We start from the raw sequence: 26,094 nt of genomic DNA, 5'->3' as shown, positions 1-26,094 counted from the left end.
CATGAAAAAAACAGCCATTATATTAGGTGCAACTGGGTTAACTGGTTCTAATTTATTGAAGAAATTAATCAATGATAATCGTTATGAGAACATAAAATTGTTTTCAAGATCTAAAATTGATGGATTACCAACAAAAGTAACTCAGTATATAGGTGATCTTTTAAAATTGGAAGATTTTAGAGCTGATTTTACTGCAGATGAAGTGTTTTGTTGTATTGGTTCAACTGCAAAAAAAACACCTGATAAAAATTTATATAAAAAGATAGACCATGGTATTCCTGTAGCTGCTGCTAAATTGGCAAAAGAAAATAAAATCACCACCTTTTTAGTTGTTTCGGCAATGGGAGCAAATAAAAAAAGTAATGTGTTTTATAATAAGACAAAAGGAGAAATGGAAAATGATGTTTTACTTCAAAATATCGAAAAAACTACCATTTTAAGACCTTCTTTAATTGGAGGCGAACGAAAAGAACGCAGAATATTAGAACAAATAGGTTTAAGTGTTTTTAAAATTATACAACCATTATTTATAGGTAAATTAAAGAATTATAAAATAATCGATGCTGATAATATTGCCCAAGCAATGGTACAATTAGCAAATAATAAAAATCATACCGAAGTAATTATTACTTCAAACCAAATAATAAAACTTTCAAAAAAATAAAATATGGAATTATTAGACAAATTAAATTGGAGATATGCTGCTAAAGCAATGAATGGCGAAAAAGTAGCAGAAGATAAAATAGAGCGTATTTTAGAAGCTGCTCGTTTGGCTGCAACATCAAGCGGATTGCAACCTTTTGAAATTTTTGTAGTTAAAAATCAAGAAATCAAAGAACAAATAAGGCCAATTGCATGGAATCAATCTGTAATTACAGACTGTTCACATTTACTAGTTTTTGCTGCATGGGATACTTATACCGAAGATAGAATTAATTACATGTTCGATTTAACCAATGAAATTCGTGGTTTTAAAAATGAAGGTTGGGAAAACTACCGTCAAATGTTGTTAGGTATGTATCCGCAAAAAGATGCCGAAGAAAACTTTAATCACGCTGCTAAACAAGCATATATTGCTTTTTCTCATGCTATTATAGCTGCAGCTTATGAAGGTGTAGATGCAACACCTTTAGAAGGTTTTGAGCCAGATGCTGTAGATAAAATTTTAGGTTTACGTGAAAAAGGTTTACGTAGTGCTGTTTTATTACCATTAGGATATAGAAAAGAAAATGAAGATTGGTTGGTTAATTTAGTAAAAGTTAGAAAACCTATGACAGATTTAGTTACTGTGATAGAATAATAGTTATTAGTATTCTAAAGGAATTATTAATTTTAAAAAAGAAAAAAATGAACAATTTTGAGTTTAAAAATCCTACCAAAATTATTTTTGGAAAGGACACTATAAAAGAAATCGCAAAAGAAATACCAAGTAACACAAAAGTATTATTGCTTTATGGAGGTGGAAGTATTAAGAAAAACGGAATTTACGACCAAGTAAAAACCGCTTTAGCAAATGTAGATTTTACCGAGTTTGGAGGTATACCTGCAAATCCAGAGTATGCAACATTAATGGATGCTTTAAAGGTTATTAAAGAAGAAAAAATTACCTATTTATTAGCTGTTGGTGGTGGTTCTGTTATTGATGGAACTAAATTTTTATCTGCAGCAGCAGTATATGAGGGCAAAACTCCTTGGGATATTTTAACTAAAAATATTAGAACAGAAAAAGGAATGCCATTTGGTACTGTTTTAACATTACCAGCAACAGGATCAGAAATGAATTCTGGCGCTGTAATTACACGAAAAGAAACCAAAGAGAAATTATCTATGGGTGGTCCTGGTTTATTTCCAGTGTTTTCAATATTAGATCCACAGGTTATCACTTCAATTCCAGAACGTCAATTAGCAAACGGATTAACAGATGCCTTTACACACGTTTTAGAGCAATATATGACATATCCTATTGGCGCTTTATTACAAGATCGTTTTGCTGAAAGTATTTTACAAACATTAGTAGAAGTAGCCCCTACAGTTTTAAAAGATCCTACAAATTACCAAGCAGCATCTAATTTTATGTGGAGTTGTACAATGGCCTTAAACGGTTTAATACAAAAAGGAGTTCCTACAGATTGGGCAATACATGCCATTGGTCATGAATTAACGGCTTTATTTGCTATTGATCATGCTCGTACTTTAGCTATAATAACTCCAAGCCATTATAAATTTAATTTTGAAGCTAAAAAAGAAAAATTAGCGCAATATGGTGAACGTGTTTGGAATATTACAGAAGGCACAATTGATGAAAAAGCAAATGCAGCTATCGAAAAAACAGTTACTTTTTTCCATGAATTAGGAATTGACACAAAATTATCAGATTATACAAAAGACTATAATGGAACTGCTGAATTAATTTCTAAGCGTTTCACCGATCGTGGTTGGTTAGGTTTAGGGGAACATCAAAATTTATCTCCAGATAAAGTAGAAAAAATAGTTAAAATGGCTTATTAATTTAAAATAGAGGTTCTTAGTTAATTTTATAACTTGTAAGGCTTTACATATAAACTTTAGCATAACTGTAAAACTCTATGAATATTCTTTTAAAAAAAATAGGCATCAAAATTACAAATATGGTATAACTATTGAAATGTTTGTACATTAAAATCTATGCAATTATAACTAGGGGCAAAACTTTTTTATAATTTAAGAAAAAAATCCTTTAAATATTTAATTACTCAATTTATGAAAAAGAAAAACATTTTACTTACAGGAGCTTCAGGAACAGTAGGAATTGAAGTTTTAAAACAGTTATGTGTAAAAAAGGATTATAATGTTACTGTTTTTGATAAAAAATCGAAAGAATCTATAAAAAAACTGACTCCTTTTAAAGAAGAAGTTCGAATTGTATATGGAGATATTACTAATATAGATGATGTAGCTAAAGTTACAAAAAATATAGATTTTGTAATTCATTTGGCTGCAATAATTCCACCAGTTGCAGACGATTTACCAGCACTATCAAAAAAAGTAAATGTTGGTGGTACAAAAAACTTAATCAAGCAGTTAGAAATAAATTCTCCAACAGCTTTTTTTATATACAGTTCTAGTATTTCTGTATACGGAGACCGCATAAAAAATCCTTATATTAAAGTAGATGACATTTTAAAACCAAGTGATAGAGATGCCTATGGAGAAACCAAAATTATGGCAGAGCAGCATATACAAAAAAGCACTTTAGATTTTACAATTTTCAGATTGGCAGCAATTATGGGAAATCATAAAATGTCTAAACTTATGTTTCATCAACCTTTAAACACTGCTTTAGAAATATGTACGCCAAGAGATACTGCGCGAGCTTTTGTAAACGCAATAATGTATAAAAATAAGCTATCTAAAAGAATTTTTAATTTAGGAGGTGGTGAACCTTGTAGAATTAGTTACGAGCATTTTTTAGAGCGTTCCTTTGCTATTTTTGGTTTAGGTATACTTAATTTTCCTAAACATGCTTTTGCTGACAAGAATTTTCACTGTGGCTTTTATAAAGATGGAGATGATCTTGAAAACATACTACATTTCAGGCAAGACTCTTTAGAAGATTATTTTAAAATGGAAGAAAAAAAAGTGTCTTCAGTAAAGAAATTTGTTGCCTCTATAATCAAAATACCCGTAAAATGGTATCTTTTAAAACAATCAGAACCTTACAGAGCATATAAAGAACAAAACATAAAAGAAATGGAGCATTATTTTAATGAAAACGCTTAATTATGAATTATTTAATCCTTTATTTTTCATTAATAGCTAGCTTATTTACAACTAAACCTCTAGTGCTTACTATAAAAGTACACAATATAGAAGCACTTAAGGGGACTATAAAAATTGGTGTTTTCAATACCAAAAAACATTTTTTAAAAGAAGGAAAATCGATTAAAAATTATTCTTTAAAAGTAGATAATAAAACAGCAAAGATTTTAATTACAGATTTAGCAAAAGGAGAATATGCTATTTCCTTATATCATGATGAAAATTCTGATAATAAGTGCAATAGAAATTTTTTTGGTATTCCTAAAGAAGGTTATGGTTTTTCTAACAATATAAAACCAAAATTTTCAGCACCAAAATATAAAGATTGTAAGTTTTCGCTGGCAAAAAATGAAATAATAAGTATTAAACTAATCAACTAAAAAAAATGAAGCAGTAATTATTACTATAATTATCTTTAGAAGATAAAAAACATAAAAATAATTCAAAAGAAAATATTATAGTTAAAATGGATTATTAATTTTTACAAAATGAAAATATTACAAACACTAGCGTTAACGCTAACAATTATTACAGCATCGAGTTGTAAAGAAACAAAAAAAGATACGTCTTCTAAAGAAGTATCAAAGGAAATAACTTCACTAAAAAAAGATAAAAAAATGAAAGTATTATTTGTATTAACATCTCACGATAAACTAGGAGATACAGGAAAAAAAACAGGATTTTGGGTTGAAGAATTTGCAAGCCCATATTACTCATTATTAGATAAAGGTGCAGAAATTACCATAGCAACTCCAAAAGGAGGAGCTGCTCCAATAGATCCAAGTAGTGATTCACCTGATGCAGCTACAGAAGCTACAGATCGTTTTAATAAAGATGATGAGGCTAAAGCTAAAATTGCGAATACAAATAAGTTATCAGACATTAATGCAGATGATTTTGATGCTGTATTTTATCCTGGTGGTCATGGACCATTATGGGATTTAGCGAATGATGCAACTTCTATTGCTTTAATAGAAAAGTTTAATAGTCAAGATAAGCCAGTAGCATTTGTATGTCACGCTCCTGCTGCTTTAAAAAATGTTAAAAATTCAGATGGTACTTTTTTAGTAAAAGGTAAAAAAGTAACAGGTTTTACAAATACTGAAGAAGCTGCTGTTGGATTAACAGATGTTGTACCTTTCTTAGTAGAAGACATGTTAAGTGAAAACGGAGGAATATACTCTAAAAAAGATGATTGGGCTGCTTATGCAATTCAAGATGGTAATTTAATTACAGGGCAAAACCCGGCATCTTCTGAATTGGTTGCAGAAAAATTATTACAAAGCTTAAAATAATTTAAATTAAGTGTTTAAAAAAAGGCTGTCATTAAAATGACAGCCTTTTTTTATGAAAATATTTTACCAATCGATAGGAAAATAATCTTTTAAAAATTTTCCAGACCAATGTTTACCAGTATTAATTCCGTCAATTAACGGGTCCATAACTCTAGCTGCACCATCAACAATATCTAATGGAGGTTGAAAATCATGAACTTCAACTTTCTTTTTAGATAATTCAGCCGGATCTTCATCTGTAACCCAACCTGTATCTACCGCATTCATGTAAATACCTGACTTTGCAAATGTAGAAGCCGAAGTATGTGTTAACATATTTAAAGCTGCTTTTGCCATGTTGGTATGCGGATGTCTATCTATTTTTTTAAATCGATGGAACTTCCCTTCCATAGCAGTTACGTTAATAATATGCTTCTTACCGGTGTTCTCCTTCATCATTAGGTTAGACAAGCGATTGCATAAAACAAAAGGAGCAACAGCATTTACTAACTGTACCTCTACCATTTCTGTAGTTTCTATTTCACCTAATCGTAAACGCCAACTATTGGTTTTTCTTAAATCTACTTGCTGTAAATCAGCATCTAATTGTCCTTCAGGAAAAACTTCTGATGTTTGTAAAGAGTTATCAAAACTATATGGGATTTGAGATAATTCTGCCGAATTACGCAATCCAATACCTGGTTCTGGCCCGTGCCAAGTAACAGGCAACACATTGTTTTTATCAGTTTTAGAAGGACCAACACTTAAACTAGATAATTCTTCTAAACAACTTTCATGATCTTTTAATAATCTTTGCGCTAACTTCGGAAGCTTATCTACAGGTAATTTTTCATTTTCCATTAAATGGTAATAAAATCCTGACGGTCTCCTTACTGTTTGAGCAGCATTGTTTATTAAAATATCTAATCGATCGTATTTTTGTTCTATATAATTACAAAAAATTTCTACACTAGGTATATGTCTTAAATCAAGACCATGAATATGCAAACGATCACTCCAATCCTTATAATCTTCTTCTTTAGAAAAACGGATAGCAGAATCTGCCGGAAAACGTGTAGTGGCTACAACAGTTGCACCCGAACGCAATAACATTAAGGTAATATGATAACCAATTTTTAAACGCGAACCTGTAATTACAGCTACTTGGCCTTTTAAATCGGTAATTTGAAAACGTTTAGCATAATTTAAATCACCACAATCTTTACACATCGTATCGTAAAAATGATGAAGTTTTGTAAACATAGTTTTACAAACGTAACAATTTCTAGACGATTCTAATTCTAGAGTATCTTCATTAATGGCAGCTGCTCCTAATAATTTAGGTGCTACAAATAATGCTGCTTCACGAGCAGAGCGAATTCCTGTAGTTTTTCTTGCGTGTGTATCTTTCGCAATCATTTTGCGTTTCGCTGCCTTTTTAGCATCTTTTCTTCGGCGTTCAAACTCGGCACGATTTGGTCTAGTTAATTCACCTGCTGCCTTAAATAACGCTATTCTTTGCGCTTCTGGTAATTCGAAAAGTTGATTCGTATCCTCTAATAAATGTTGCAATGTATTAATGCAAGATGCGATGTCTATATTCGATTTTTCTTCACTCATAAACGAAACTGTTTATTTTTTATTTTAGAAGTTTAGTTATACACTTTATAACAGGGCGCGAAATTACCTCTTTTAAATGAATTTATTTTATCTATTAGAGAATAAAAACACTTCAAAAGAGCCATTTAATAATTCTAAAAACAAAAAATGAGATTTACCATATAGGTAAATCTCATTTTATATTTATAATAACTCTTAAAAAAAGTTATTATCATTAAAGTATGGTATAAAACTAAGTATTGATTATTTAACCAATGTTACTTTTACTGCATTCATACCTTTCATCCCTTTTTCAAGCTCGAAACTTACTTTATCATTTTCTGAAATCTGATCAATTATACCACTTACGTGTGTAAAATATTTTTCTTGATCTGCAGAATCGATAATAAAACCAAATCCTTTAGATGAATCGAAAAAAGAAACGGTTCCTTTTCTAACAGGGTCAAAAGCTTCTCTATCACCTTCTAAAGTTTTAGGAACACTTACTTGAATATCCTCTAAACTGATTTCTTCTATTATTTGATCAGGATCAGGAGGCGTAGCGCTTAAATTTCCATAAGCATCTGTATATGCAAATTCAATTCCAGTAGGTCCATTTTCCCTTATATCAGCCTTTCGGGCATCCATTTTCTTTTTTTTATCTTCACGTTTTTTTAAACGCTTTTTCTCTTTTTCATTCTTATTAAATGATTGCTGAGATTTTGCCATAAGATTAATTAATATATAATTATAAAACTAGTTGTAATTTAGAATACTGATAAGTACCTTTCTGGGGGAATTATCATAATCGCCCCAATATAATCCTAAATTACGTATTTTTTTTGATTTTTTTTGATTTTTTTACTTAAACTTTCTTATTAACGTTAGTATCAAAGAAGATTTAATGTATCTAACTACTTTATAAGAAAAGAAAAAGTCCATCAAAGAATGATGGACTTTTAAAACTTAAAGTATATTTTTTAGATAACTTTTACGTTAACCGCATTTGGTCCTTTGTTTCCTTCTTCTAAATCAAATTCTACTTCGTCTCCTTCGCGAATTTCATCGATTAAACCTGAAACGTGTACGAAATGATCTTTTGTTACTCCTTCTTCAGTGATGAAACCAAATCCTTTAGTGTCATTGAAAAACTTTACTATTCCTTTACTCATTGTAATGTAATTAAATTTATAATACTTATCTGTTTGCAAAGATGGTGCCATATTTTTGATAAAATACATATTATTTGATTTATTTTTATAAATAATAAATATTGTACTTTAAACAAGTCATCACTCTTTTAAAACCATCTTGCTATTTTCTTTTTTTATCTTTTTCGAGTTTCGTATTTACAGTATTAGACTGTGCTAAATAATTAGCTAATACTTTATCAACCAATTCATCTTTTGTTAAATGATGAAAAATTGTTTTTATTTTTGCTTTAAAATCTTCTGAAACTGCACGGTTAGGCTTGGTTTTAAATATTTTATTCGCCCATATTAAGCCATTATTTTCTTCAATACTTTTGGCATCTGCCTTTTTAAATGGTTTAAAACTAATACCTAGTTCCTTTTCGAAATCTGCAATATCTTTTACTTCTTCCTCTTGTAATATCGTTAACGAAAGTCCGGTTGCTCCTGCTCTAGCCGTTCTACCACTTCTATGCACATAGGCATCATAAGTATCTGGTAAATGATAATTAACTACATAAGAAACTTCTTTTACATCAATACCACGAGCTGCTAAATCGGTAGCAACTAATATATCTATATATCCTTCTCTAAATTGACCCATAATTCGATCACGAATTCCTTGAGTTAAACTACCGTGAATGGCTCCTGAAGAAAATTTATTTATAGCTAAATTCTTAGCTAATTTATTAACTGCTGCTTTAGTTTTACAGAAAATAATACCTCGTTGACCTATTTTTGAATTTAAAAAATGAAGTAATACTTCTAGTTTTTCTATTGGTGCTACTACAACATATTGATGATTGATACCTTGGTGACCAACTGTTGTCATATCAGCTTCGACATTAATTATATGTTTTGACATGTAATTTTGCACCAATTGTTTTATTGTACCAGGCATTGTTGCCGTAAACAATAATGTTCTTCTCGATTTCGGAATTTCTTTAATAATACTATCCAATCCTTCTTTTAAAGCACTTACCATTTCATCTGCTTCGTCTAAAATAAAATACGTGATGTGCTTAACATCTATCGCATTTCTTTTTATTAAATCGGACAGACGACCTGGTGTTGCCACAACAATATGTGTATCAGATTGTAAACGCTCTATTTGTGGTTTAATAGGTATTCCTCCACAAACTGCTGCAATTGATATTTTTGGACTATTAGCAGAAAATGACGTAAGATTATTATATATCTGTTGCCCTAATTCTCTCGTAGGAGCAAGCACAATTGCTTGTACTTTAGATGAAGTTACATCTATTAATTGTAATAAAGGTAAACCAAAAGAAGCTGTTTTACCTGTTCCGGTTTTTGCCAATACAACTACATCTTCTTTTTGATTTAGTATCACAGGAATCGCCTTTTCCTGTACATCTGTTGGTACAGAAATTTGTAATTGGGCTAAACTCTGTTGTAATTCTGCATTAATTCCTAAATCTGAAAACTGTTTTGGCATAAAATATTTTTTATGCAAAGATAATCACACTTATAAGAAATACTATCAATTAATATTCTTATTCCTTTTATTCAGGTAACTACTTATAAAATAGTCTTATTTCTAAAAATAAAAACCTGCTTTTAAAGCAGGTTTTTGTTATTAAATAGTTCAGGTTTTGCACCTTTAATGTCTTTATAAAAGTCATAAAAATAAGCAAAATCAGCTTTTATATCATCCGTTACATAAAACGGCTTTGATAACTTTACTTGTTTATTTTCAAAATCGAAACCAAGCATTACAATAGGTATATTAGCACCTTTAGCGATGTAATAAAAACCTGTTTTCCATTTACCTACATATTGCCTTGTACCTTCAGGAGAAATTGCTAGTCTAAATTCTTCTTTTGAGTTAAAAACGTCAATTATTGCATCTACAACATTTGAGCTTTTTGTTCTGTCTATCGGTGCTCCGCCTAAAGCTCTAAAGAAAAAGCCAAAAGGAGGTTTAAATAATGATTTTTTCCCTACAAAATTAAGTTTGGTTTTTGTGATGTTTCTAGAGAATAAACCCACATAAAAGTCTTCCCAACTAGTGTGTGGCGCTCCTATTAGTACATATTTTTTAAGTTCTTTCGGAAACTCTCCGTCAAACTTCCATCCTAAAATTTTTGTGAATATAAATTTAGATATCATCTATTTATTATGAAGTTCAAAATTACGCTTTTATATATGAAATTCAAACAAAATTAACCAATCTTACGTTATATTTGTTAGCATATAAACTTACAGAATTCCAATGGATACTTCTTTTTTAATTGGCATTGTTGCCTTGTGTACCTTAATTTTTGGTTTCATTATCGGTTACCTTTTATCAAGATTAAAGGTTAAACAACAATTAACATATTTAGAAAAAAAAGTAACAATTCAACAAATAAATTCTTCTAATTTAGAAACTCAAAAAACTGAAATTCAAGGTCGTTTAACTGATAAAGCAAAAGAAACTGAAGAAATTCGAAGAGAAAAAGAATTCTTTAATATTGAATTAGCTAGAAAGAATGAGGAATTAAAAAACCTTCGAGTAAAACTAAACGAAAACAAAATTGAAGTAGAAAAACTACAAGATAAATTTACCAAAGAGTTTGAAAACTTAGCTAATAAAATTTTAGATGAGAAATCAAATAAATTTACAGAACAGAATAAAGAAAATATTAAAAACATCTTACATCCGCTTCAAGAAAAAATAAAAACTTTTGAAGATAAAGTAGATAAAACTCATAAGGAAAGTATTGATTATCATTCAGCTTTACGTCAGCAAATTGTTGGTTTAAAAGAAATGAATTTACAAATGAGTAAAGAAACCATCAACTTAACAAAAGCCTTAAAAGGCGATAATAAAATTCAAGGAAACTGGGGAGAATTAGTTCTAGAACGTGTTTTAGAAAAATCTGGTTTAGAAAAAGACAGAGAATATTTTGTGCAACAATCTTTTACAAATGATGACGGCAAACGTGTTTTACCCGATGTGGTGATTTATTTACCTGATAACAAAAAAATGATTGTCGACTCTAAAGTTTCACTAACCGCTTACGAACAATATGTAAATACAGATGATGACTTAGAGAAAGAACGTTTTTTAACAGCACATATTAATTCTTTAAAAAGACATGTAGCACAGTTATCTGAAAAAAAATATGAAGATATTTATAAAATTGAATCTCCAGATTTTGTACTACTTTTTATACCTATCGAACCGGCATTTGCTATTGCTTTAAATCAGGACAATTCATTGTATAATAAAGCTTTTGAAAAGAATATTGTTATTGTTACGCCAACTACTTTGTTGGCTACTTTACGTACAATTGATACCATGTGGAATAACGAAAAACAACAACGAAATGCGTTAGAAATAGCTAGGCAAGCAGGTGCTTTATATGATAAGTTTGATGGGTTGTTGCAAGATTTAATAGGAATAGGAAAAAAAATAGACGCTACTAAAGATGATTACAATGCTGCAATGAACAAGTTGGTAGATGGTCGTGGTAATCTTATAACTAGTGTTGAAAAATTAAAAAAAATGGGTGCAAAAGCTAAAAAAGCATTACCCGAAAATATTATTGAAAGAGCCCACGAAAATGAATAATTATTTTTTTAAAAAATTACCACTTTATTTAAATGAGTTAAAGCTTGTACTATTACCGTTAATACATATTGTTCTATCATTTTATATTTGTAATATTAATAATCAGTACTATTTTAGTACATAAAAAAACTATTATGAATTCAGATACAAACGAAGGAAAGTGGAAACAAATAAAAGGAGAATTTAAAGAAAAAGTAGGTAGAGTTACAAATGAAAAATCAACTGAAGCTGAAGGTACTTTTGACAAAATAGTTGGAGAAATTCAAGAAAAATATGGAAAGACACGTGAAGAGATTGAAAAAGAGATAAAAAGTTGGTAATAACTTTATATTTATAAAAAAAGCATCAAGTATTACTTGATGCTTTTTTACGTTTATATTAAAAATAAGTGATTATTACATTACAAATAATCTTTTATCGTGCATTAAATCGTATACCTTCTCTCCTACTTGCTTTAAAACGTCGTCGTTTCCTACATTTGTTAACGCCTCGTCTATTAAATCTACAACAGTTTGCATGTCTTCTTCAACCAAACCACGAGTAGTTATAGCTGCTGTACCAACACGAATACCAGAAGTTACAAACGGACTCTGAGTATCGAAAGGAACCATGTTTTTGTTTACTGTAATATCTGCTTTACCTAAAGTATCTTCACCTTCTTTACCTGTAAGGTTCTTATTACGTAAGTCAATTAACATACAATGGTTGTCTGTTCCACCAGAAATAATGTCATATCCTTTAGCTACAAAAGCTTTTGCCATTGCACTTGCATTTTCTTTTACTTGTAATTGATATTCTAAAAACTCATCAGTTAATGCCTCTCCAAAAGCAACTGCTTTTGCTGCAATAACGTGTTCTAATGGTCCACCTTGATTTCCTGGAAAAACCGCAGAGTTTATCAATGTTGACATTTTCTTTAATTTTCCTGATTTTAATTTTAATCCAAACGGATTTTCAAAATCTTTACCAATCATAATCATTCCACCACGCGGCCCGCGTAACGTTTTGTGCGTTGTTGTTGTAACAATATGACAATGTGGTAAAGGATCAGATAGAATTCCTTTTGCTATTAAACCCGCCGGATGAGAGATATCTGCCATTAAAATAGCACCAACACTATCAGCAATTTCTCTAAACTTTTCAAAATCCATATCACGAGAATATGCCGAAGCTCCTGCAATAATTAATTTTGGTTTGTGTTCTTTTGCTTGCTGCTCTAAATGCTTATAATCAATTTTTCCTGTTGCTTTATCTACACCGTAAAAAACAGGATTGTATAATTTACCCGAAAAATTTACTGGAGATCCGTGCGTTAAATGCCCTCCATGAGATAAATCGAAACCTAAAATAGTATCTCCAGGATTTAAACAAGCTGCAAAAACAGCCGTATTTGCCTGTGAACCAGAGTGTGGTTGTACATTTACATATTCAGCGCCAAATAATTCTTTAGCTCTGTCAATTGCAATTTGCTCTACAATATCTACCACTTCACATCCACCGTAATAACGTTTACCGGGATATCCTTCGGCATATTTATTAGTTAAAATAGAACCTTGGGCTTGCATTACTTGTTCGCTCACAAAGTTTTCAGAAGCAATCAACTCTAAACCATTTAGCTGACGTTCTTTCTCTTCTTGAATTAAATCGAATATTTGATGATCTTTTTGCATCTTGTGTGTTGTTAAATAAGTAACCAAAAGTACTAATTTTATTAATTATTTTTTGCGCAATTCTTATCTTATTTTAAACAGAAAATAACTTCTTAATTATTTCCTTAAAATTTATAAATTCTTATGTTGATATTGGTTTTAATTGAAAAAAATATGTAGGTTTGAAACTAAAATTAAACACAACTACTTCGATGAAAATAACTGCAAATAATCCTAATAGAAAATCTTGGTTAAATGTTGAAAAAAACTCTGATTTTCCTATTCAAAATATTCCCTTCGGAGTATTTATTACGAAAGATGATATTATAACAATTGGTACAAGAATTGGTGATTTTGCTATTGATTTAGGTGCTTTACATCAATTAGGTTATTTTGAAGGAATTCCTTTAACTGATGATATTTTTTTACAAGATACCTTAAATGATTTTATTGCTGACGGACGTAAAACATGGCGTTTAGTACGTAATAGAATTGCTGATATTTTTGATGTTACTAATGGTAAATTACGTGACAATGCCGAACATAAAGCTGAAGTAATTTTTAGAATGGAAGAAGTTGAAATGCAACTTCCAGTGGCTGTTGGTGATTATACCGATTTTTATGCAAGTAAAGAACATGCTACCAATGTAGGTTCTTTATTCCGTGATCCTGAAAATGCATTATTACCTAATTGGCTTCACATACCTATTGGTTACCACGGTAGAAGTTCTTCTATTATTCCTTCAGGAACACCAGTGCGTCGCCCTATCGGACAGCAACGTCCTAGCGAAGGAAGCGATACTCCAAATTTCGGACCTTCAAAACTATTAGATTTTGAATTAGAAATGGCGTTTATTACAACTGTAGCAAACGATTTAGGAGATAGAATTCCGATTGAAGATGCTGATGAATATATTTTCGGATTGGTTTTATTTAATGACTGGTCTGCTCGTGATATTCAGGCATGGGAATATGTGCCTTTAGGACCATTCTTAGGTAAGAGTTTTGCTTCAACAATTTCTCCTTGGATTGTTACTTTAGATGCATTAGAGCCTTTTAGAGTTGATAACCCAAAACAAGTACACGAACCTTTACCATATTTAAAGAAAGAAGGTAAAGATAGTTTAGATATTAATTTACAGATGGCTATTAAGCCAGAAGGCAAAGAAGAAACTGTAGTTTGTAACTCGAACTTTAAGTATATGTATTGGACAATGGCACAGCAATTAGCGCACCATACCGTAAACGGATGTCCTGTAAATGCTGGTGACATGATGGGTTCTGGTACAATTTCTGGACCTACAAAAGATAGTTTTGGTTCTATGTTAGAGTTAACTTGGAGAGGTCAAAACCCAATAAAAATGAACGATGGTTCTGAGCGTAAATTCATCAACGATCATGATACTGTTATTATGAGAGGGTATTCTCAAAATGATAATGTTCGTATCGGTTTTGGTGAATGTACTGGTAAAATTTTACCTGCAATCGAATAATAAATAAAAGATAAATATTAAGCATAAAAAAGCCATTTCTAACGAAATGGCTTTTTTTATATCTGTTTTTTATTCTTCTTCTGGTGGTGGATGCCCAAAAATATCTTCATATATTTCATCGAAATTAGAACGTAAATGAGAGTTTAATTTCTTTCTATAATCATCTTGTAACCAATCAATAAAATTGTGAGTGCTTTTACAAATACACTTAGAGTATCTGTGAATTCTATCGTCTATTTCCCCACCTAATTTTTTTGCTAAAATTAAAGCATCAAAAACATCCTCACTATTCTCTACACAAATTTTCGCATGATGCTCGATTGATTTTTCTAATACTTTCTTAGATGATTGACCTGCTTGAATCGTATCAATATATACTTTTTTTACATCAAAATATATGTCTTCTGATTTAGAAAACTCCTCTCTAACATCTGCTGGTAATTCATATCTAAACTCATTTTCTATATCTTCATCAGATAATAAATTATCTAAATAAAAATTAGGCGCTCTAAACATTTTGTGCCAATCTAAATCGGCTCCCCAAGGTCCAAAACGATGAAAGTTGTTACCTAAATCAATAACATTAAAATCATTTTTACCTTTTAATATACGAGATCCCCTACCAATCATCTGGTAATAAAGCGTTAATGATTTAGTAGCTCTGTTTAAAATAATAGATTTTACTGTAGGCTCATCAAAACCTGTAGTTAAAATACTTACAGACGTTATAATTGCATTTGGAGTTTTATGAAACCATTTTAATATAAAATCACGCTCTTTTTTAGTGTTCGTGTTATCTAAATGCGCAATAGGGTATCCTGCTTTTTTAAAAGTATCATATACGTGCAGCGATGTGTTAATTCCGTTATTAAAAATTAAGGTTTTCGTTCCTTTTGCACGCTCCTCATAAGCTTGTAAAAGCTTCGACAACATGTCTGTATTTGTATATAAATCTTCAGAAGATTTTACAGTATAATCTCCGTTTGCTCCTATCTCTAACGATGTTAAACCTACGTTGTAAGAAAACACATTAGCTCTTGCTAAATATTCTTGTTCTATTAAAGTACCAATACTTTCACCAGCAATTAAATCATCATAATTGTCTTTCATTGGTAGTTTAATATTCGAACTTAAAGGCGTTGCTGTAACACCTAATACGAATGACTTGTCGAAAAACTTAAATAATTTAGTAAATGAATTGTAGTGAGCTTCATCAATAATTACCAAACCAACATCCGAAATATCTAACATATCGTCATTCAAACGATTGTTTAATGTTTCAACCATTGCCACAAAGCAATCATACTTATCTTGATCTTCTAAATCTGCCTTACTATCAATAATTTTATTACCAACACCAAACTCTCCAAGCATTTTTGCAGTTTGCTTGCATAATTCAATACGGTGCGTCATTATTAACACCTTTTTATTGTAATGCTTTATAAACTGACGGGTAATTTCTGAAAAAATTACAGTCTTACCTCCTCCTGTTGGTAATTGATATAATAAATGATAATTTTCAGGGGCATTTTCAAAACTTTTAAAAATTTTGAACAATGCTTCTTTTTGATAATCGTATAAACTTTTTCCTTTAGTTTCTTGTATAGTTGTAACGTCGTTGCTCAATTTTGTGCTTTTTTGTAGAAAGCAAAAATACGACGTATTTAAAGAAGATTTGTTAAAAACAAGAACTATTTTAGAACTTTCTTAAATCGATTTGGGCAATTTCGTAGTGAGAAGCATGTGCAACTACCTCTTCGTTTTTAATAACTAACAGCTGAGGAGATTCATGTAAAACTTGAAACTCATACCCTATTTCGCTAGATATTTCTCGGTACGATAACAAATCTAAATAATAAATTTTAAAATCTTTCAAGCTCTCGTCAAAACTAGCTACAAACCTTTTAATTACCATACTACTTATACCACATCTTGTTGAATGTTTAAAAATAGCAACCGCTTCTTTTTTAGATTGAGCCTTAATTTCTTTAAGTTGTTCTGTTGATGTTAAAGGAATCCATTTTATAAAAGATTCCTGCTTTTGTTCTTTTTCTTCTTTATTTCCAAAAATTGAATTTAATATTCCCATAATTATTTTTTTACCGTAGTCGATATCTTATATTAAAACTTTCAAATTGTCAAAAAGTCAGCTAAAACAAAGCTTAAAGTGACTTTTTGTCTTTCTTTTCTCACTGAAATCAAATGGTATTACTTTTGATTTTACTAATGAAAAATAAATGATATGAATATAAACAATTATACAATAAAATCACAAGAAACCATACAACAAGCGCAACAATTAGCGCAAAGTAATGGTAATCAACAAATAGAAAATGAGCATATTTTTAAAGCCTTATTTACAGTTGATGAAAACGTGCTACCATTTATACTAAAGAAACTCAATATTAACATTAATGTTGTGTTACAAATTTTAGAGAAACAGTTAGAGAGTTTTTCTAAAGTTTCGGGAGGTGACTTAATGCTTTCTCGTGAAGCAAATAAAACACTAAATGAAGCAGCTATCATTGCACAAACAATGGATGATGAGTATGTTTCTATAGAACATTTAATCTTAGCTATTTTTAAATCTAAAAGTCAAATCTCTCAAGTTTTAAAAGATCAGGGAGTTACCGAAAAAAGTTTAAAAGCAGCTATTGAGGAATTAAGAAACGGAGAAAGAGTTACTTCTCAAAGCGCAGAAGAAACCTATAATTCCTTAAATAAATTTGCTAACAACTTAAATAAATTAGCACAAGACGGTAAACTAGATCCTGTAATTGGTCGTGACGAAGAGATTCGCCGTTTATTACAAATATTATCGCGTAGAACAAAAAACAATCCCATTTTAGTAGGTGAACCAGGTACTGGTAAAACAGCAATTGCCGAAGGTCTGGCACATAGAATTATTCGTGGTGATGTTCCTGAAAATTTAAAAAATAAAATTATTTACTCTTTAGATATGGGGGCTTTAATTGCCGGAGCAAAATTTAAAGGAGAGTTTGAAGAACGCTTAAAATCTGTCGTAAAGGAAGTAACAACATCCGAAGGAGATATTGTTTTATTTATTGATGAAATTCACACCTTAGTTGGTGCTGGTGGTGGACAAGGCGCTATGGATGCTGCTAATATTTTAAAACCTGCTTTGGCTCGTGGTGAATTACGAGCAATAGGTGCCACTACCCTAGATGAATATCAAAAATATTTTGAAAAAGACAAAGCATTAGAGCGTCGTTTTCAGAAAGTTATGGTTGATGAACCAGATACAGAAAGTGCTATTTCTATTTTACGAGGAATTAAAGACAAATACGAAACACACCATAAAGTACGTATTAAAGATGAAGCTATTATTGGTGCTGTAGAATTATCGCAACGTTATATTACTAATCGATTCTTGCCAGATAAAGCGATTGATTTAATGGATGAAGCTGCGGCGAAATTACGAATGGAAATAAACTCTAAACCAGAGAATTTAGATGTTTTAGATCGTAAAATAATGCAGTTAGAAATTGAAATAGAAGCTATTAAACGCGAAAATGATGAAGTTAAATTAAAATCATTAAATGCTGATGTTGCTAATTTTAAAGAAGAACGTAACGAAATTAATGCCAAATGGCAATCAGAAAAAGCAGTTGTAGATGCTGTTCAGCAATTAAAAACTGATATTGAGAATTACAAACTAGAAGCTGATAAAGCGGAACGTAATGGCGATTATGGTAAGGTTGCTGAATTGCGTTATGGTAAAATTAAAGAAGCACAAGTATTGCTTGAAACACAACAAGAAATATTAGAAAATCAAAGTGAAAATGCTTTAATAAAAGAAGAAGTTACTTATGATGATATTGCAGAAGTTGTAGCAAAGTGGACTGGTGTTCCAGTTACCAAGATGTTACAATCAGAGCGTGAAAAATTATTAAATTTAGAAGATGAGTTACACAAGCGTGTTGTTGGGCAAGAAGAAGCTATTGAAGCTGTTGCAGATGCCGTTCGTCGTTCTAGAGCAGGATTGCAAAACCCGAATAAGCCAATAGGAAGTTTCTTGTTTTTAGGAACTACAGGTGTTGGTAAAACTGAACTTGCAAAAGCATTGGCTACTTATTTGTTTGATGATGAAAACGCTATGACAAGGATAGACATGAGCGAATATCAAGAGCGTCATTCTGTTAGTCGATTAGTTGGTGCACCTCCTGGTTATGTTGGTTATGATGAAGGCGGACAATTAACAGAGGCTGTTCGTAGAAAGCCGTATTCTGTTGTTTTATTAGATGAAATTGAAAAAGCGCACCCTGATACGTTTAATACTTTGTTACAAGTTTTAGATGAAGGTAGATTAACTGATAATAAAGGTCGAGTTGCTGATTTTAAAAACACCATTATTATCATGACCTCTAATATGGGAAGTGAAATTATTCAAGAAAAATTCGATAATTTTAAAGGCGATATCCACACCACAATGGAATTGGCGAAAGCAGAAGTTTTAGGTTTATTAAAACAAACTGTGCGTCCTGAATTTATCAACAGAATTGATGATATAACCTTGTTTACACCATTATCTAAAGAAGATATTATACAAATTGTAGGGATACAATTAAACAATGTTAAAAAAATGATAGCGCAACAAAATATCACTTTTGATGCAACAGATGAAGCTATTGCTTATTTAGCTATTAAAGGATATCAACCCGAATTCGGTGCAAGACCTGTAAAGCGTGTAATTCAAAAAGAAGTATTAAATCAATTATCTAAAGAAATTTTAGCAGGAAATGTAACTACAGACAGCATTATTTTATTAGATGCTTTTGATAATAAACTAGTTTTCAGAAATCAATCTGATTTAATAGAAAATTAGAAGTTTATTTTTTATAGTTGATTGAAAGCGGTGTTTGAAAAAACACCGCTTTTTATTTTTAATTATATTCGCATCATAAATAACTTATCATGAAAAAATATCTTTTTATTTTTACTGCTGCTTTTGGTTTACTAATATCTTGTGCACTAGAGAAAACCAATACAACTTATTACTTAATTCGTCACGCAGAAAAAGACAGAACAGATAAGTCGAACAAGAATCCTAATTTAAATGAAAAAGGAAAAGAACGTGCTAAAAAATGGGCTGAATACTTTAAAGATATCAATTTAAATGCAGTGTATTCGACAAACTATAATAGAACCACGCAAACTGCAAAACCTACAGCAGATAGCAAGAAACTAGATATTATAAATTACGATCCTAGCAATATGTTTTCTGAAGATTTTGAAAAAGAAACGACAGGAAAAACAGTTTTAATTGTTGGTCATAGTAATACTACTCCGCAGTTTGCAAATAAGATTATAAAATCAGAAATTTACAAATCTATGGATGATAATGATAACGCAAGCTTGTTTATAATTTCATTTAAAAAATCATTTAAAAACAAAACAACATCAATCAATAAGATAACGGTTGATTAGTCTGTAAAAAACAAACTAATGCTTTATATTTGTTATTAAAATACATGAATAACAGCTGATGCAGAAAAAGATTAACATACAAAATAAAAAAGCTCGTTTTGAATACGAGATCATAGATAAATATACTGCCGGAATTCAACTTACAGGTACAGAGATAAAATCGATTCGACTTAGTAAAGCTCGAATAACTGAAAGTTTTTGTGAATTTAATGAGCAAGGTGAACTTTTTATTATCAACATGTATATTGAAGAATATTCTTTTGGTAATCACTTCAATCATAAAACAACGAGTGAGCGTCGTTTGTTATTAAACAAAAACGAGTTAAAAAAGTTAGAAAGAGAAGTTGAAGCTAAAGGAAACACAATTGTACCTTTAAAACTTTTTATAAATAATAATGGGTGGGCTAAATTAGATATTGCTTTGGCTAGAGGTAAAAAGACGCATGATAAACGTCAAACAATGAAAGATAAAGATAATAAAAGAGATTTAGCTAGAATTAAAAAAGATTTTAATTAATGACTATTTTTAGTACTCTATTAAATATTATACAATGGAAAAGATTATTATACTTTTCTTTTATTATTTTTTTAGCTAAATTTTGTTTTTTATTCGGTTTCGGGTTTGAAACTATTTTGTCATTTTTTGATTTATTCCTCTTTACAGCTTCTTGTACCCTTTTGTACGCCTCAACCTATTTATTATCTTTTTATTATAATAATACTAAAGCTAAAAGAAAAGATTTAAATAAAATAAAATTAACCTCATTATTGTTTGTTTCTACAGCTATAATATTAGGTATTTATTTTTCATTTAAAATCGATAACTTATATTTTTCTATTGTTTTTTTTATAATTTCTTTCTTGGTATTTATGTATTCTAAATACTCAAAAGAAAACTCCTTTACTCGTTATTTAGTAAAGTCTTTTGCCATTCCTATAACCATTATTTTTGTTTTATGGCTAGATGAACCTGTTAATCTTAATAACACACAATGGAGTTTATTTTTTAAACTTCAACTGATAATTGTTGTTTATATATTATTATCTTTTTTAAACACTTTAACAGAAGAAATTATAAAAGGTATAAAGAATATAAATAAGGATAACTTAAAAAAACTTAAAACATTACCTATCCTTTTAGGCAGAAAAAGAGCTAAACGAATTGCATTATCCATGATGTTTACTTCTGCTCTTTTAATAACTTATTTAGCTTTATATTTTATAAAAACAAAATTTTTATTCGTTGCTGTGCTTTTATTTAATTGGTTCCCTCGAGTATACTTAATTTATTCTTTAATAAAGACATCAACAAATAAAGACTATAAACTTTTATTAAAAAAAATGAGGTATTTGCACTTTTTTGGTTTACTAGGTATAGTTTCAATTGCTTATTATTTTAAATATGTTATCTAAAAAATTATTAAATTACAATATAATTTTAGCATCAAACTCACCTAGAAGGCAAGAGTTAATAAAAGACTTAAATGTTCCTTTTACAATAAAAATAAAGGAAGTTGAAGAAGTTTATCCTACTCATTTAAAAGAACATGAGATTACAGATTTTCTTTCTGATTTAAAATCTACACCTTTTAAAAGTGAGTTATCTGAAAAAGATCTTTTAATAACTTCTGATACTATTGTTTGGTCTAACGACAAAGCACTTGGTAAACCTAAAGATTACGCAGATGCTTTTAAAATGCTAAAAGAATTATCTAATAACACACATAAAGTTATTACTTCTATATGCATAACAAATAAAAAAATTAAAAAAGTAATAAACGATACTACAACTGTAACATTTAAACAATTAACAGATGAGGAAATCGCCTACTATATTAATACCTATAAACCTTTTGATAAGGCAGGAGCATACGGAATTCAAGAATGGATAGGTAAAATAGCAATTACTAAAATTGAAGGAAGTTATTTTAATGTTATGGGGTTTCCTGTTCATAAACTTTATAAAGAATTATCAAATTTGTAAGATTCCTTTTTTAAAAAGATTATTTTTGACACATACAACACACAATATATAGTAATGAAAAAATATACATATACCGAGAAAAAAGATACCCGATCTGGATTTGGTGATGGTTTAACTGAATTAGGAAAAACAAACCCTAATGTAGTTGCACTATGTGCAGATTTAACAGGATCTTTAAAAATGGGAGATTTTAAAGACAATCACCCAGAACGTTTCTTTCAAATAGGAATTGCTGAAGCTAATATGATTGGTATTGCTGCAGGTTTAACTATTGGAGGTAAAATTCCATTTACAGGAACTTTTGCAAACTTCTCTACAGGTCGTGTATACGATCAAATTCGTCAATCTGTAGCTTATTCAGATAAAAATGTAAAAATTTGTGCATCACATGCAGGATTAACATTGGGTGAAGACGGCGCTACACATCAAATATTAGAAGATATTGGTTTGATGAAAATGTTGCCAGGCATGACTGTAATAAACACTTGTGATTATAGCCAAACTAAAGCTGCAACACTTGCTATTGCTGATTACGAAGGGCCTGTATATTTACGTTTCGGAAGACCAAAAGTACCCGTTTTTATGACTGACGAGCCTTTTGAAATAGGAAAAGGTATAAAATTGACTGAAGGAAATGATGTAACAATCGTTGCTACAGGTCATTTAGTTTGGGAAGCTTTACAAGCAGCTGAGCAATTAGAAGAAAAAGGTATTTCTGCTGAAGTAATAAATATTCATACAATTAAACCTTTAGATGAAGATATTATATTAAAATCTATCGCAAAAACAGGTTGTATTGTAACTGCAGAAGAGCATAATAAATATGGAGGTTTAGGTGAAAGCGTAGCACGATGTTTAGCTACCAACACTCCTACTCCACAAGAATTTGTAGCTGTAAACGATAGTTTTGGTGAATCTGCAACACCAGAGCAATTAATGGAGAAGTATGGTTTAAATGATAAAGCCATAATTGAAGCTGTAAAAAAGGTTATTTCTAGAAAATAATTTTTTTTTACTTAATGATAAAAAAGCATCATTTTTATAAATGATGCTTTTTCTTTTGCCAAACTCAATAATTTTAAAATTAACAAGTTTTATATACTATACTAAAAATCAATAAACATGAAAAAAGTAATTCTAGTAGTATTCCTATTAATAGGAACACAATTAATTCAAGCTCAAATACAAGGAGGTATTAAAGGAGGTATAAACTATAATTCTGATTCTTTCTCAGATGTAAAAGATGATGTTTTTGAAGGAGCAGAAAGTAAAACAGGTTTTCACGCAGGTGTATGGTTACGTTTTAATCTTCCTCTAACCGGTTTGTACTTAAGACCCGAGTTAGTGTATACCCAATTAAGCAATAAGGTAATGTATAAACAAAACACAGGAAGTATTCAAAGTAGAGCTACTACTTATGAATTTCAAAAAATTGATTTACCTGTTTTAATTGGAATGAAGTTTTTAAAAGTAGCACATGTTTTTGCAGGACCTTCTTTTCAATATATTTTAGATTCTGATTTTGATATTGATGATTTAAAGCAAGTAGATTCTGATGGATTTTCAGTAGGTGTTCAGTTTGGTGCAGGTATTGAATTAGGTAAATTAGGTTTAGACGTTCGTTGGGAACGATCTCTATCTGATACTGAAGCTAATTTTGTTGACTCTAGTGTTGGAGATGTAAATTTTGATACTCGTGTGAATCAAATAATTATAGGTCTTTCTTACAGGTTTTAAGATCTGACATAATATATAAAAAACCCGAAGCTTTTAAGCTTCGGGTTTTTTATATATCTATGTCTCGTCCTGAAATAGTGTTACATCAAAAGACTATTAATTTATGGAAATACAAAATTCAGGTTACAAAAAGCGAACACAAAAAGATTACAGTTTAAGTTTAAAACTACAGATTGTTAAGGATATAGAATTAGGACGTTTATCTACTGCACAAGCGACAAAACACTATGGTATTCAATGTCGGAAAACGGTTGTTAATTGGATTGAAAAATATGGTAACTTTGACACTCAATATACAATTCATCAAGGCATGTCTAAAACTCCAGCACAACGTATTTTAGAATTAGAGCAACAGGTTAAATTACTTGAAAAGCAAAAGAATAGGGCTGAATATTTAGCTGATAGAGCAGATAAAAAAGCTGTTTTATTTGATATGATGATTGATTATGCAGAAAAAGAATTTAAGATTCCGATTAGAAAAAAGCAAGAACCCAAGTAATAAAAAACTTCTCCATAGATCACAAACAGAGCATAAAGGCTACTTGTGATATACTTGGGGTTCATAGACAGATTTATTACAGGGATATTAAATCAACAAAAGAGAGGTTAAAATTAAGCTTTAAGGTGATCAGTTTAGTCAAGTCAAAACGACTTCTAATGCCTAAACTTGGTACAAGAAAATTATATTATTTGTTAGAACAAGAGTTAAAAGAATTAAATGTTGGCAGAGATAAGTTATTTAAAATACTTAAAGCGAACCAATTATTAATTAAACCCAAAGAGAAATATCATATTACCACAAACTCTCATCACAGGTTTAGAAAACATAAAAATCAGATTAAAAAGTTAGCCTTTATAAGACCCGAACAGGTCTGGGTAAGTGATATTACTTATATTGGAAATAGAAAAAACCCAAGTTATTTAGCTTTAATAACAGATGCTTATTCCAAAAAAGTCGTAGGTTATAATGTAAGTGATAGTTTAAATGTAAGAGGTTCATTGGCTGCTTTGGAAATGTCACTAAAAAAGAGAAAATATAAGAATCAACCAATTATTCATCATTCAGATAGAGGCTTACAATATTATTCTAATGAATATCAAAAATTATTAGAAAAAAATCATATTCTACCCAGTATGACTGAACAATATGACCCTTATGAGAATGCAATTGCTGAAAGAATAAATGGAATCTTAAAACAGGAATTTGATATTGACAAGTATAACACAACTATTGAAATTAAAATAAAATTAGTTCAAAACGCTATAGAAATTTACAATAAGATAAGACCTCATTTATCTAATTATATGTTGACTCCGAATCAAATACACAAACAAAAATAAAATCAAAAGAAAACAATATAAAACTAAAAAAGGCAGTGATATAAAATCACTACCTTTAGATTATTAATTATGTAACGCTATTTCAGAACGTCACATATAATTAAAACTATTATCTAATATCTCTGTTTAAATAATCTGGAACAGTTGGTTTATTAGGATCGCTAAAATCATTTCTAGGATCACCATCACCGTTAGCATCTTCATCTTTTGTTAATTTACCATCACCATCATCATCTACATCTAAGTAATTTGGTCTTCCGTTACCATCCGTATCATCATTTCTAGGATCACCATCACCATCAACATCTTCATTTATCGAAGAAACATTATCTTGATCATCATCTGTACCTTCTACAAAATCCCACAATTCAATAGTAAACATTAAATTAGAGTTACCAGGTATACCTTGTGTTCCTCCATTTCTGTATCCTAAACCTGACGGTATAAATAAAATCCCCTTACCTCCGTTATCAAAATTTATTTCTTCACCTTCTAAAGTAACATTATTACCACCTTTAAAATGAACAAAACTATATGTCCACCCTCTTATCACTTGATTTAATGACAACCATGTGGTATTTGCATCAAAATTAGAACTTATACTGTTTGTGTTTAAAATTCTTTGACCACTATATTTTGCATATACTGAATCCATTACTGTTGGAAAACCTTTTTCTATATTTGGTTCTCCTACATTTTTTACATAATAATAAAGTGTATAATCAACATCGCTTTCTGTAACCTCTTTAGTTTCTAGTTTAGCATCATCAAATAAAGAAACTTGATTGTCATCTATAACCTTAACTAAATCTAAATCACTATCATAATAATTATTTTTTAAAAACTTAATCAATGAATCATTATCAATAACAGCTTGTGCTTCGTGGTTAAAATTATCTACAAAAGAGTTGTTATTATCGCTTCCACAAGAATATAAAACTGCAGCAACAGCTACAGTGTAAAATAAGTGCTTAAATTTTATCATTTAATTCTGAAATTTT

Annotated in this window: 27 protein-coding genes; 18 read left to right on the top strand and 9 right to left on the bottom strand. The window is 30.1% G+C overall.

Annotated elements, in window-relative coordinates; all coding sequences use genetic code 11:
* Position 1: 1 nt before the first annotated feature.
* The 6 genes from AC28QF_RS01155 to AC28QF_RS01130 all read left to right on the top strand — a co-directional run bounded on the left by AC28QF_RS01155 (position 2) and on the right by AC28QF_RS01130 (position 5,093).
* Complete coding sequence (locus AC28QF_RS01155) at positions 2-664, top strand: NAD(P)H-binding protein (protein WP_488200194.1); 663 nt, start codon at positions 2-4, stop codon at positions 662-664.
* Between the two features lie 3 nt (positions 665-667).
* Positions 668-1,300, top strand: a complete 633-nt coding sequence (locus tag AC28QF_RS01150; RefSeq protein WP_488200195.1) for an NAD(P)H-dependent oxidoreductase — start codon at positions 668-670, stop codon at positions 1,298-1,300.
* Between the two features lie 47 nt (positions 1,301-1,347).
* A complete protein-coding gene (locus tag AC28QF_RS01145; RefSeq protein ID WP_488200196.1) occupies positions 1,348-2,508 on the top strand; it encodes an iron-containing alcohol dehydrogenase in 1,161 nt (386 codons plus the stop codon).
* A gap of 231 nt (positions 2,509-2,739) precedes the next feature.
* The gene (locus tag AC28QF_RS01140) at positions 2,740-3,759 is read left to right on the top strand and encodes an NAD-dependent epimerase/dehydratase family protein (protein ID WP_488200197.1); all 1,020 of its coding nucleotides are present in this window, start codon (positions 2,740-2,742) and stop codon (positions 3,757-3,759) included.
* A gap of 2 nt (positions 3,760-3,761) precedes the next feature.
* Positions 3,762-4,178: a DUF2141 domain-containing protein gene (locus tag AC28QF_RS01135; RefSeq protein WP_488200198.1), complete on the top strand. Its 417-nt coding sequence runs from the start codon at positions 3,762-3,764 to the stop codon at positions 4,176-4,178.
* Between the two features lie 108 nt (positions 4,179-4,286).
* Positions 4,287-5,093 (top strand): type 1 glutamine amidotransferase domain-containing protein, encoded by an 807-nt coding sequence (locus tag AC28QF_RS01130; protein ID WP_488200199.1) that lies wholly within the window; start codon positions 4,287-4,289, stop codon positions 5,091-5,093.
* A 63-nt stretch (positions 5,094-5,156) separates the two neighbouring features.
* Here AC28QF_RS01130 and AC28QF_RS01125 read toward each other — a convergent pair whose 3' ends face one another.
* From AC28QF_RS01125 to AC28QF_RS01105, 5 genes are all read right to left on the bottom strand, one after another.
* Complete coding sequence (locus AC28QF_RS01125; RefSeq protein WP_488200200.1) at positions 5,157-6,692, bottom strand: SDR family NAD(P)-dependent oxidoreductase; 1,536 nt, start codon at positions 6,690-6,692, stop codon at positions 5,157-5,159.
* A 243-nt stretch (positions 6,693-6,935) separates the two neighbouring features.
* Complete coding sequence (locus AC28QF_RS01120; RefSeq protein WP_488200201.1) at positions 6,936-7,400, bottom strand: cold-shock protein; 465 nt, start codon at positions 7,398-7,400, stop codon at positions 6,936-6,938.
* Between the two features lie 251 nt (positions 7,401-7,651).
* On the bottom strand, positions 7,652-7,843 hold the full coding sequence (locus AC28QF_RS01115; RefSeq protein ID WP_218772531.1) for a cold-shock protein: 192 nt from the start codon (positions 7,841-7,843) through the stop codon (positions 7,652-7,654).
* A gap of 142 nt (positions 7,844-7,985) precedes the next feature.
* Positions 7,986-9,320, bottom strand: a complete 1,335-nt coding sequence (locus AC28QF_RS01110) for a DEAD/DEAH box helicase (protein WP_488200202.1) — start codon at positions 9,318-9,320, stop codon at positions 7,986-7,988.
* A gap of 122 nt (positions 9,321-9,442) precedes the next feature.
* Positions 9,443-9,994: a 1-acyl-sn-glycerol-3-phosphate acyltransferase gene (locus AC28QF_RS01105; protein WP_488200203.1), complete on the bottom strand. Its 552-nt coding sequence runs from the start codon at positions 9,992-9,994 to the stop codon at positions 9,443-9,445.
* A 103-nt stretch (positions 9,995-10,097) separates the two neighbouring features.
* On the opposite strand from AC28QF_RS01105, the gene AC28QF_RS01100 reads away from it, so the two are divergent.
* Together AC28QF_RS01100 and AC28QF_RS01095 are read left to right on the top strand one after the other, a co-directional pair.
* On the top strand, positions 10,098-11,441 hold the full coding sequence (locus AC28QF_RS01100; RefSeq protein ID WP_488200204.1) for a DNA recombination protein RmuC: 1,344 nt from the start codon (positions 10,098-10,100) through the stop codon (positions 11,439-11,441).
* Positions 11,442-11,575: 134 nt separating this feature from the next.
* On the top strand, positions 11,576-11,761 hold the full coding sequence (locus AC28QF_RS01095) for a CsbD family protein (protein ID WP_488200205.1): 186 nt from the start codon (positions 11,576-11,578) through the stop codon (positions 11,759-11,761).
* 75 nt (positions 11,762-11,836) lie between these two features.
* Here AC28QF_RS01095 and glyA read toward each other — a convergent pair whose 3' ends face one another.
* Positions 11,837-13,111 (bottom strand): serine hydroxymethyltransferase, encoded by a 1,275-nt coding sequence (glyA, locus tag AC28QF_RS01090; protein ID WP_488200206.1) that lies wholly within the window; start codon positions 13,109-13,111, stop codon positions 11,837-11,839.
* A gap of 191 nt (positions 13,112-13,302) precedes the next feature.
* On the opposite strand from glyA, the gene fahA reads away from it, so the two are divergent.
* Positions 13,303-14,583, top strand: coding sequence for a fumarylacetoacetase (gene fahA / locus AC28QF_RS01085; protein ID WP_488200404.1), 1,281 nt, complete (start codon positions 13,303-13,305; stop codon positions 14,581-14,583).
* A gap of 69 nt (positions 14,584-14,652) precedes the next feature.
* Here fahA and AC28QF_RS01080 read toward each other — a convergent pair whose 3' ends face one another.
* Together AC28QF_RS01080 and ytxJ are read right to left on the bottom strand one after the other, a co-directional pair.
* Positions 14,653-16,209 (bottom strand): DEAD/DEAH box helicase, encoded by a 1,557-nt coding sequence (locus AC28QF_RS01080; protein ID WP_488200207.1) that lies wholly within the window; start codon positions 16,207-16,209, stop codon positions 14,653-14,655.
* A 70-nt stretch (positions 16,210-16,279) separates the two neighbouring features.
* A complete protein-coding gene (ytxJ, locus tag AC28QF_RS01075; RefSeq protein ID WP_488200208.1) occupies positions 16,280-16,672 on the bottom strand; it encodes a bacillithiol system redox-active protein YtxJ in 393 nt (130 codons plus the stop codon).
* Between the two features lie 153 nt (positions 16,673-16,825).
* On the opposite strand from ytxJ, the gene clpB reads away from it, so the two are divergent.
* From clpB to AC28QF_RS01030, 9 genes are all read left to right on the top strand, one after another.
* Positions 16,826-19,429 carry an ATP-dependent chaperone ClpB gene (clpB, locus tag AC28QF_RS01070; protein ID WP_488200209.1) on the top strand — a complete coding sequence of 868 codons (2,604 nt, stop codon included), beginning with the start codon at positions 16,826-16,828 and terminating at the stop codon, positions 19,427-19,429.
* Positions 19,430-19,518: 89 nt separating this feature from the next.
* A complete protein-coding gene (locus AC28QF_RS01065) occupies positions 19,519-20,031 on the top strand; it encodes a SixA phosphatase family protein (protein WP_488200210.1) in 513 nt (170 codons plus the stop codon).
* Positions 20,032-20,089: 58 nt separating this feature from the next.
* Positions 20,090-20,548: an SsrA-binding protein SmpB gene (smpB, locus tag AC28QF_RS01060; RefSeq protein ID WP_488200211.1), complete on the top strand. Its 459-nt coding sequence runs from the start codon at positions 20,090-20,092 to the stop codon at positions 20,546-20,548.
* A 116-nt stretch (positions 20,549-20,664) separates the two neighbouring features.
* Positions 20,665-21,444 carry a UbiA family prenyltransferase gene (locus AC28QF_RS01055; RefSeq protein ID WP_488200212.1) on the top strand — a complete coding sequence of 260 codons (780 nt, stop codon included), beginning with the start codon at positions 20,665-20,667 and terminating at the stop codon, positions 21,442-21,444.
* Positions 21,434-22,015, top strand: coding sequence for a Maf-like protein (locus tag AC28QF_RS01050; RefSeq protein WP_488200213.1), 582 nt, complete (start codon positions 21,434-21,436; stop codon positions 22,013-22,015). Before AC28QF_RS01055 ends, AC28QF_RS01050 begins: the two co-directional genes overlap by 11 nt.
* A 54-nt stretch (positions 22,016-22,069) precedes the next feature.
* Entirely contained in the window at positions 22,070-23,020 is a 951-nt protein-coding gene (locus tag AC28QF_RS01045; protein WP_488200214.1) for a transketolase family protein, read from the top strand.
* Positions 23,021-23,137: 117 nt separating this feature from the next.
* The gene (locus AC28QF_RS01040) at positions 23,138-23,752 is read left to right on the top strand and encodes a porin family protein (protein WP_488200215.1); all 615 of its coding nucleotides are present in this window, start codon (positions 23,138-23,140) and stop codon (positions 23,750-23,752) included.
* 103 nt (positions 23,753-23,855) lie between these two features.
* On the top strand, positions 23,856-24,251 hold the full coding sequence (locus tag AC28QF_RS01035; RefSeq protein WP_488200216.1) for a transposase: 396 nt from the start codon (positions 23,856-23,858) through the stop codon (positions 24,249-24,251).
* A complete protein-coding gene (locus AC28QF_RS01030; RefSeq protein WP_488202407.1) occupies positions 24,251-25,093 on the top strand; it encodes an IS3 family transposase in 843 nt (280 codons plus the stop codon). Before AC28QF_RS01035 ends, AC28QF_RS01030 begins: the two co-directional genes overlap by 1 nt.
* A gap of 109 nt (positions 25,094-25,202) precedes the next feature.
* Here AC28QF_RS01030 and AC28QF_RS01025 read toward each other — a convergent pair whose 3' ends face one another.
* Positions 25,203-26,078: an FKBP-type peptidyl-prolyl cis-trans isomerase gene (locus tag AC28QF_RS01025; RefSeq protein WP_488200217.1), complete on the bottom strand. Its 876-nt coding sequence runs from the start codon at positions 26,076-26,078 to the stop codon at positions 25,203-25,205.
* Between the last annotated feature and the right edge of the window lie 16 nt (positions 26,079-26,094).

It is taken from the genome of Tenacibaculum sp. M1.3A, from assembly GCF_057732375.1.
This window is presented reverse-complemented; position numbering and strand designations above follow the sequence as displayed.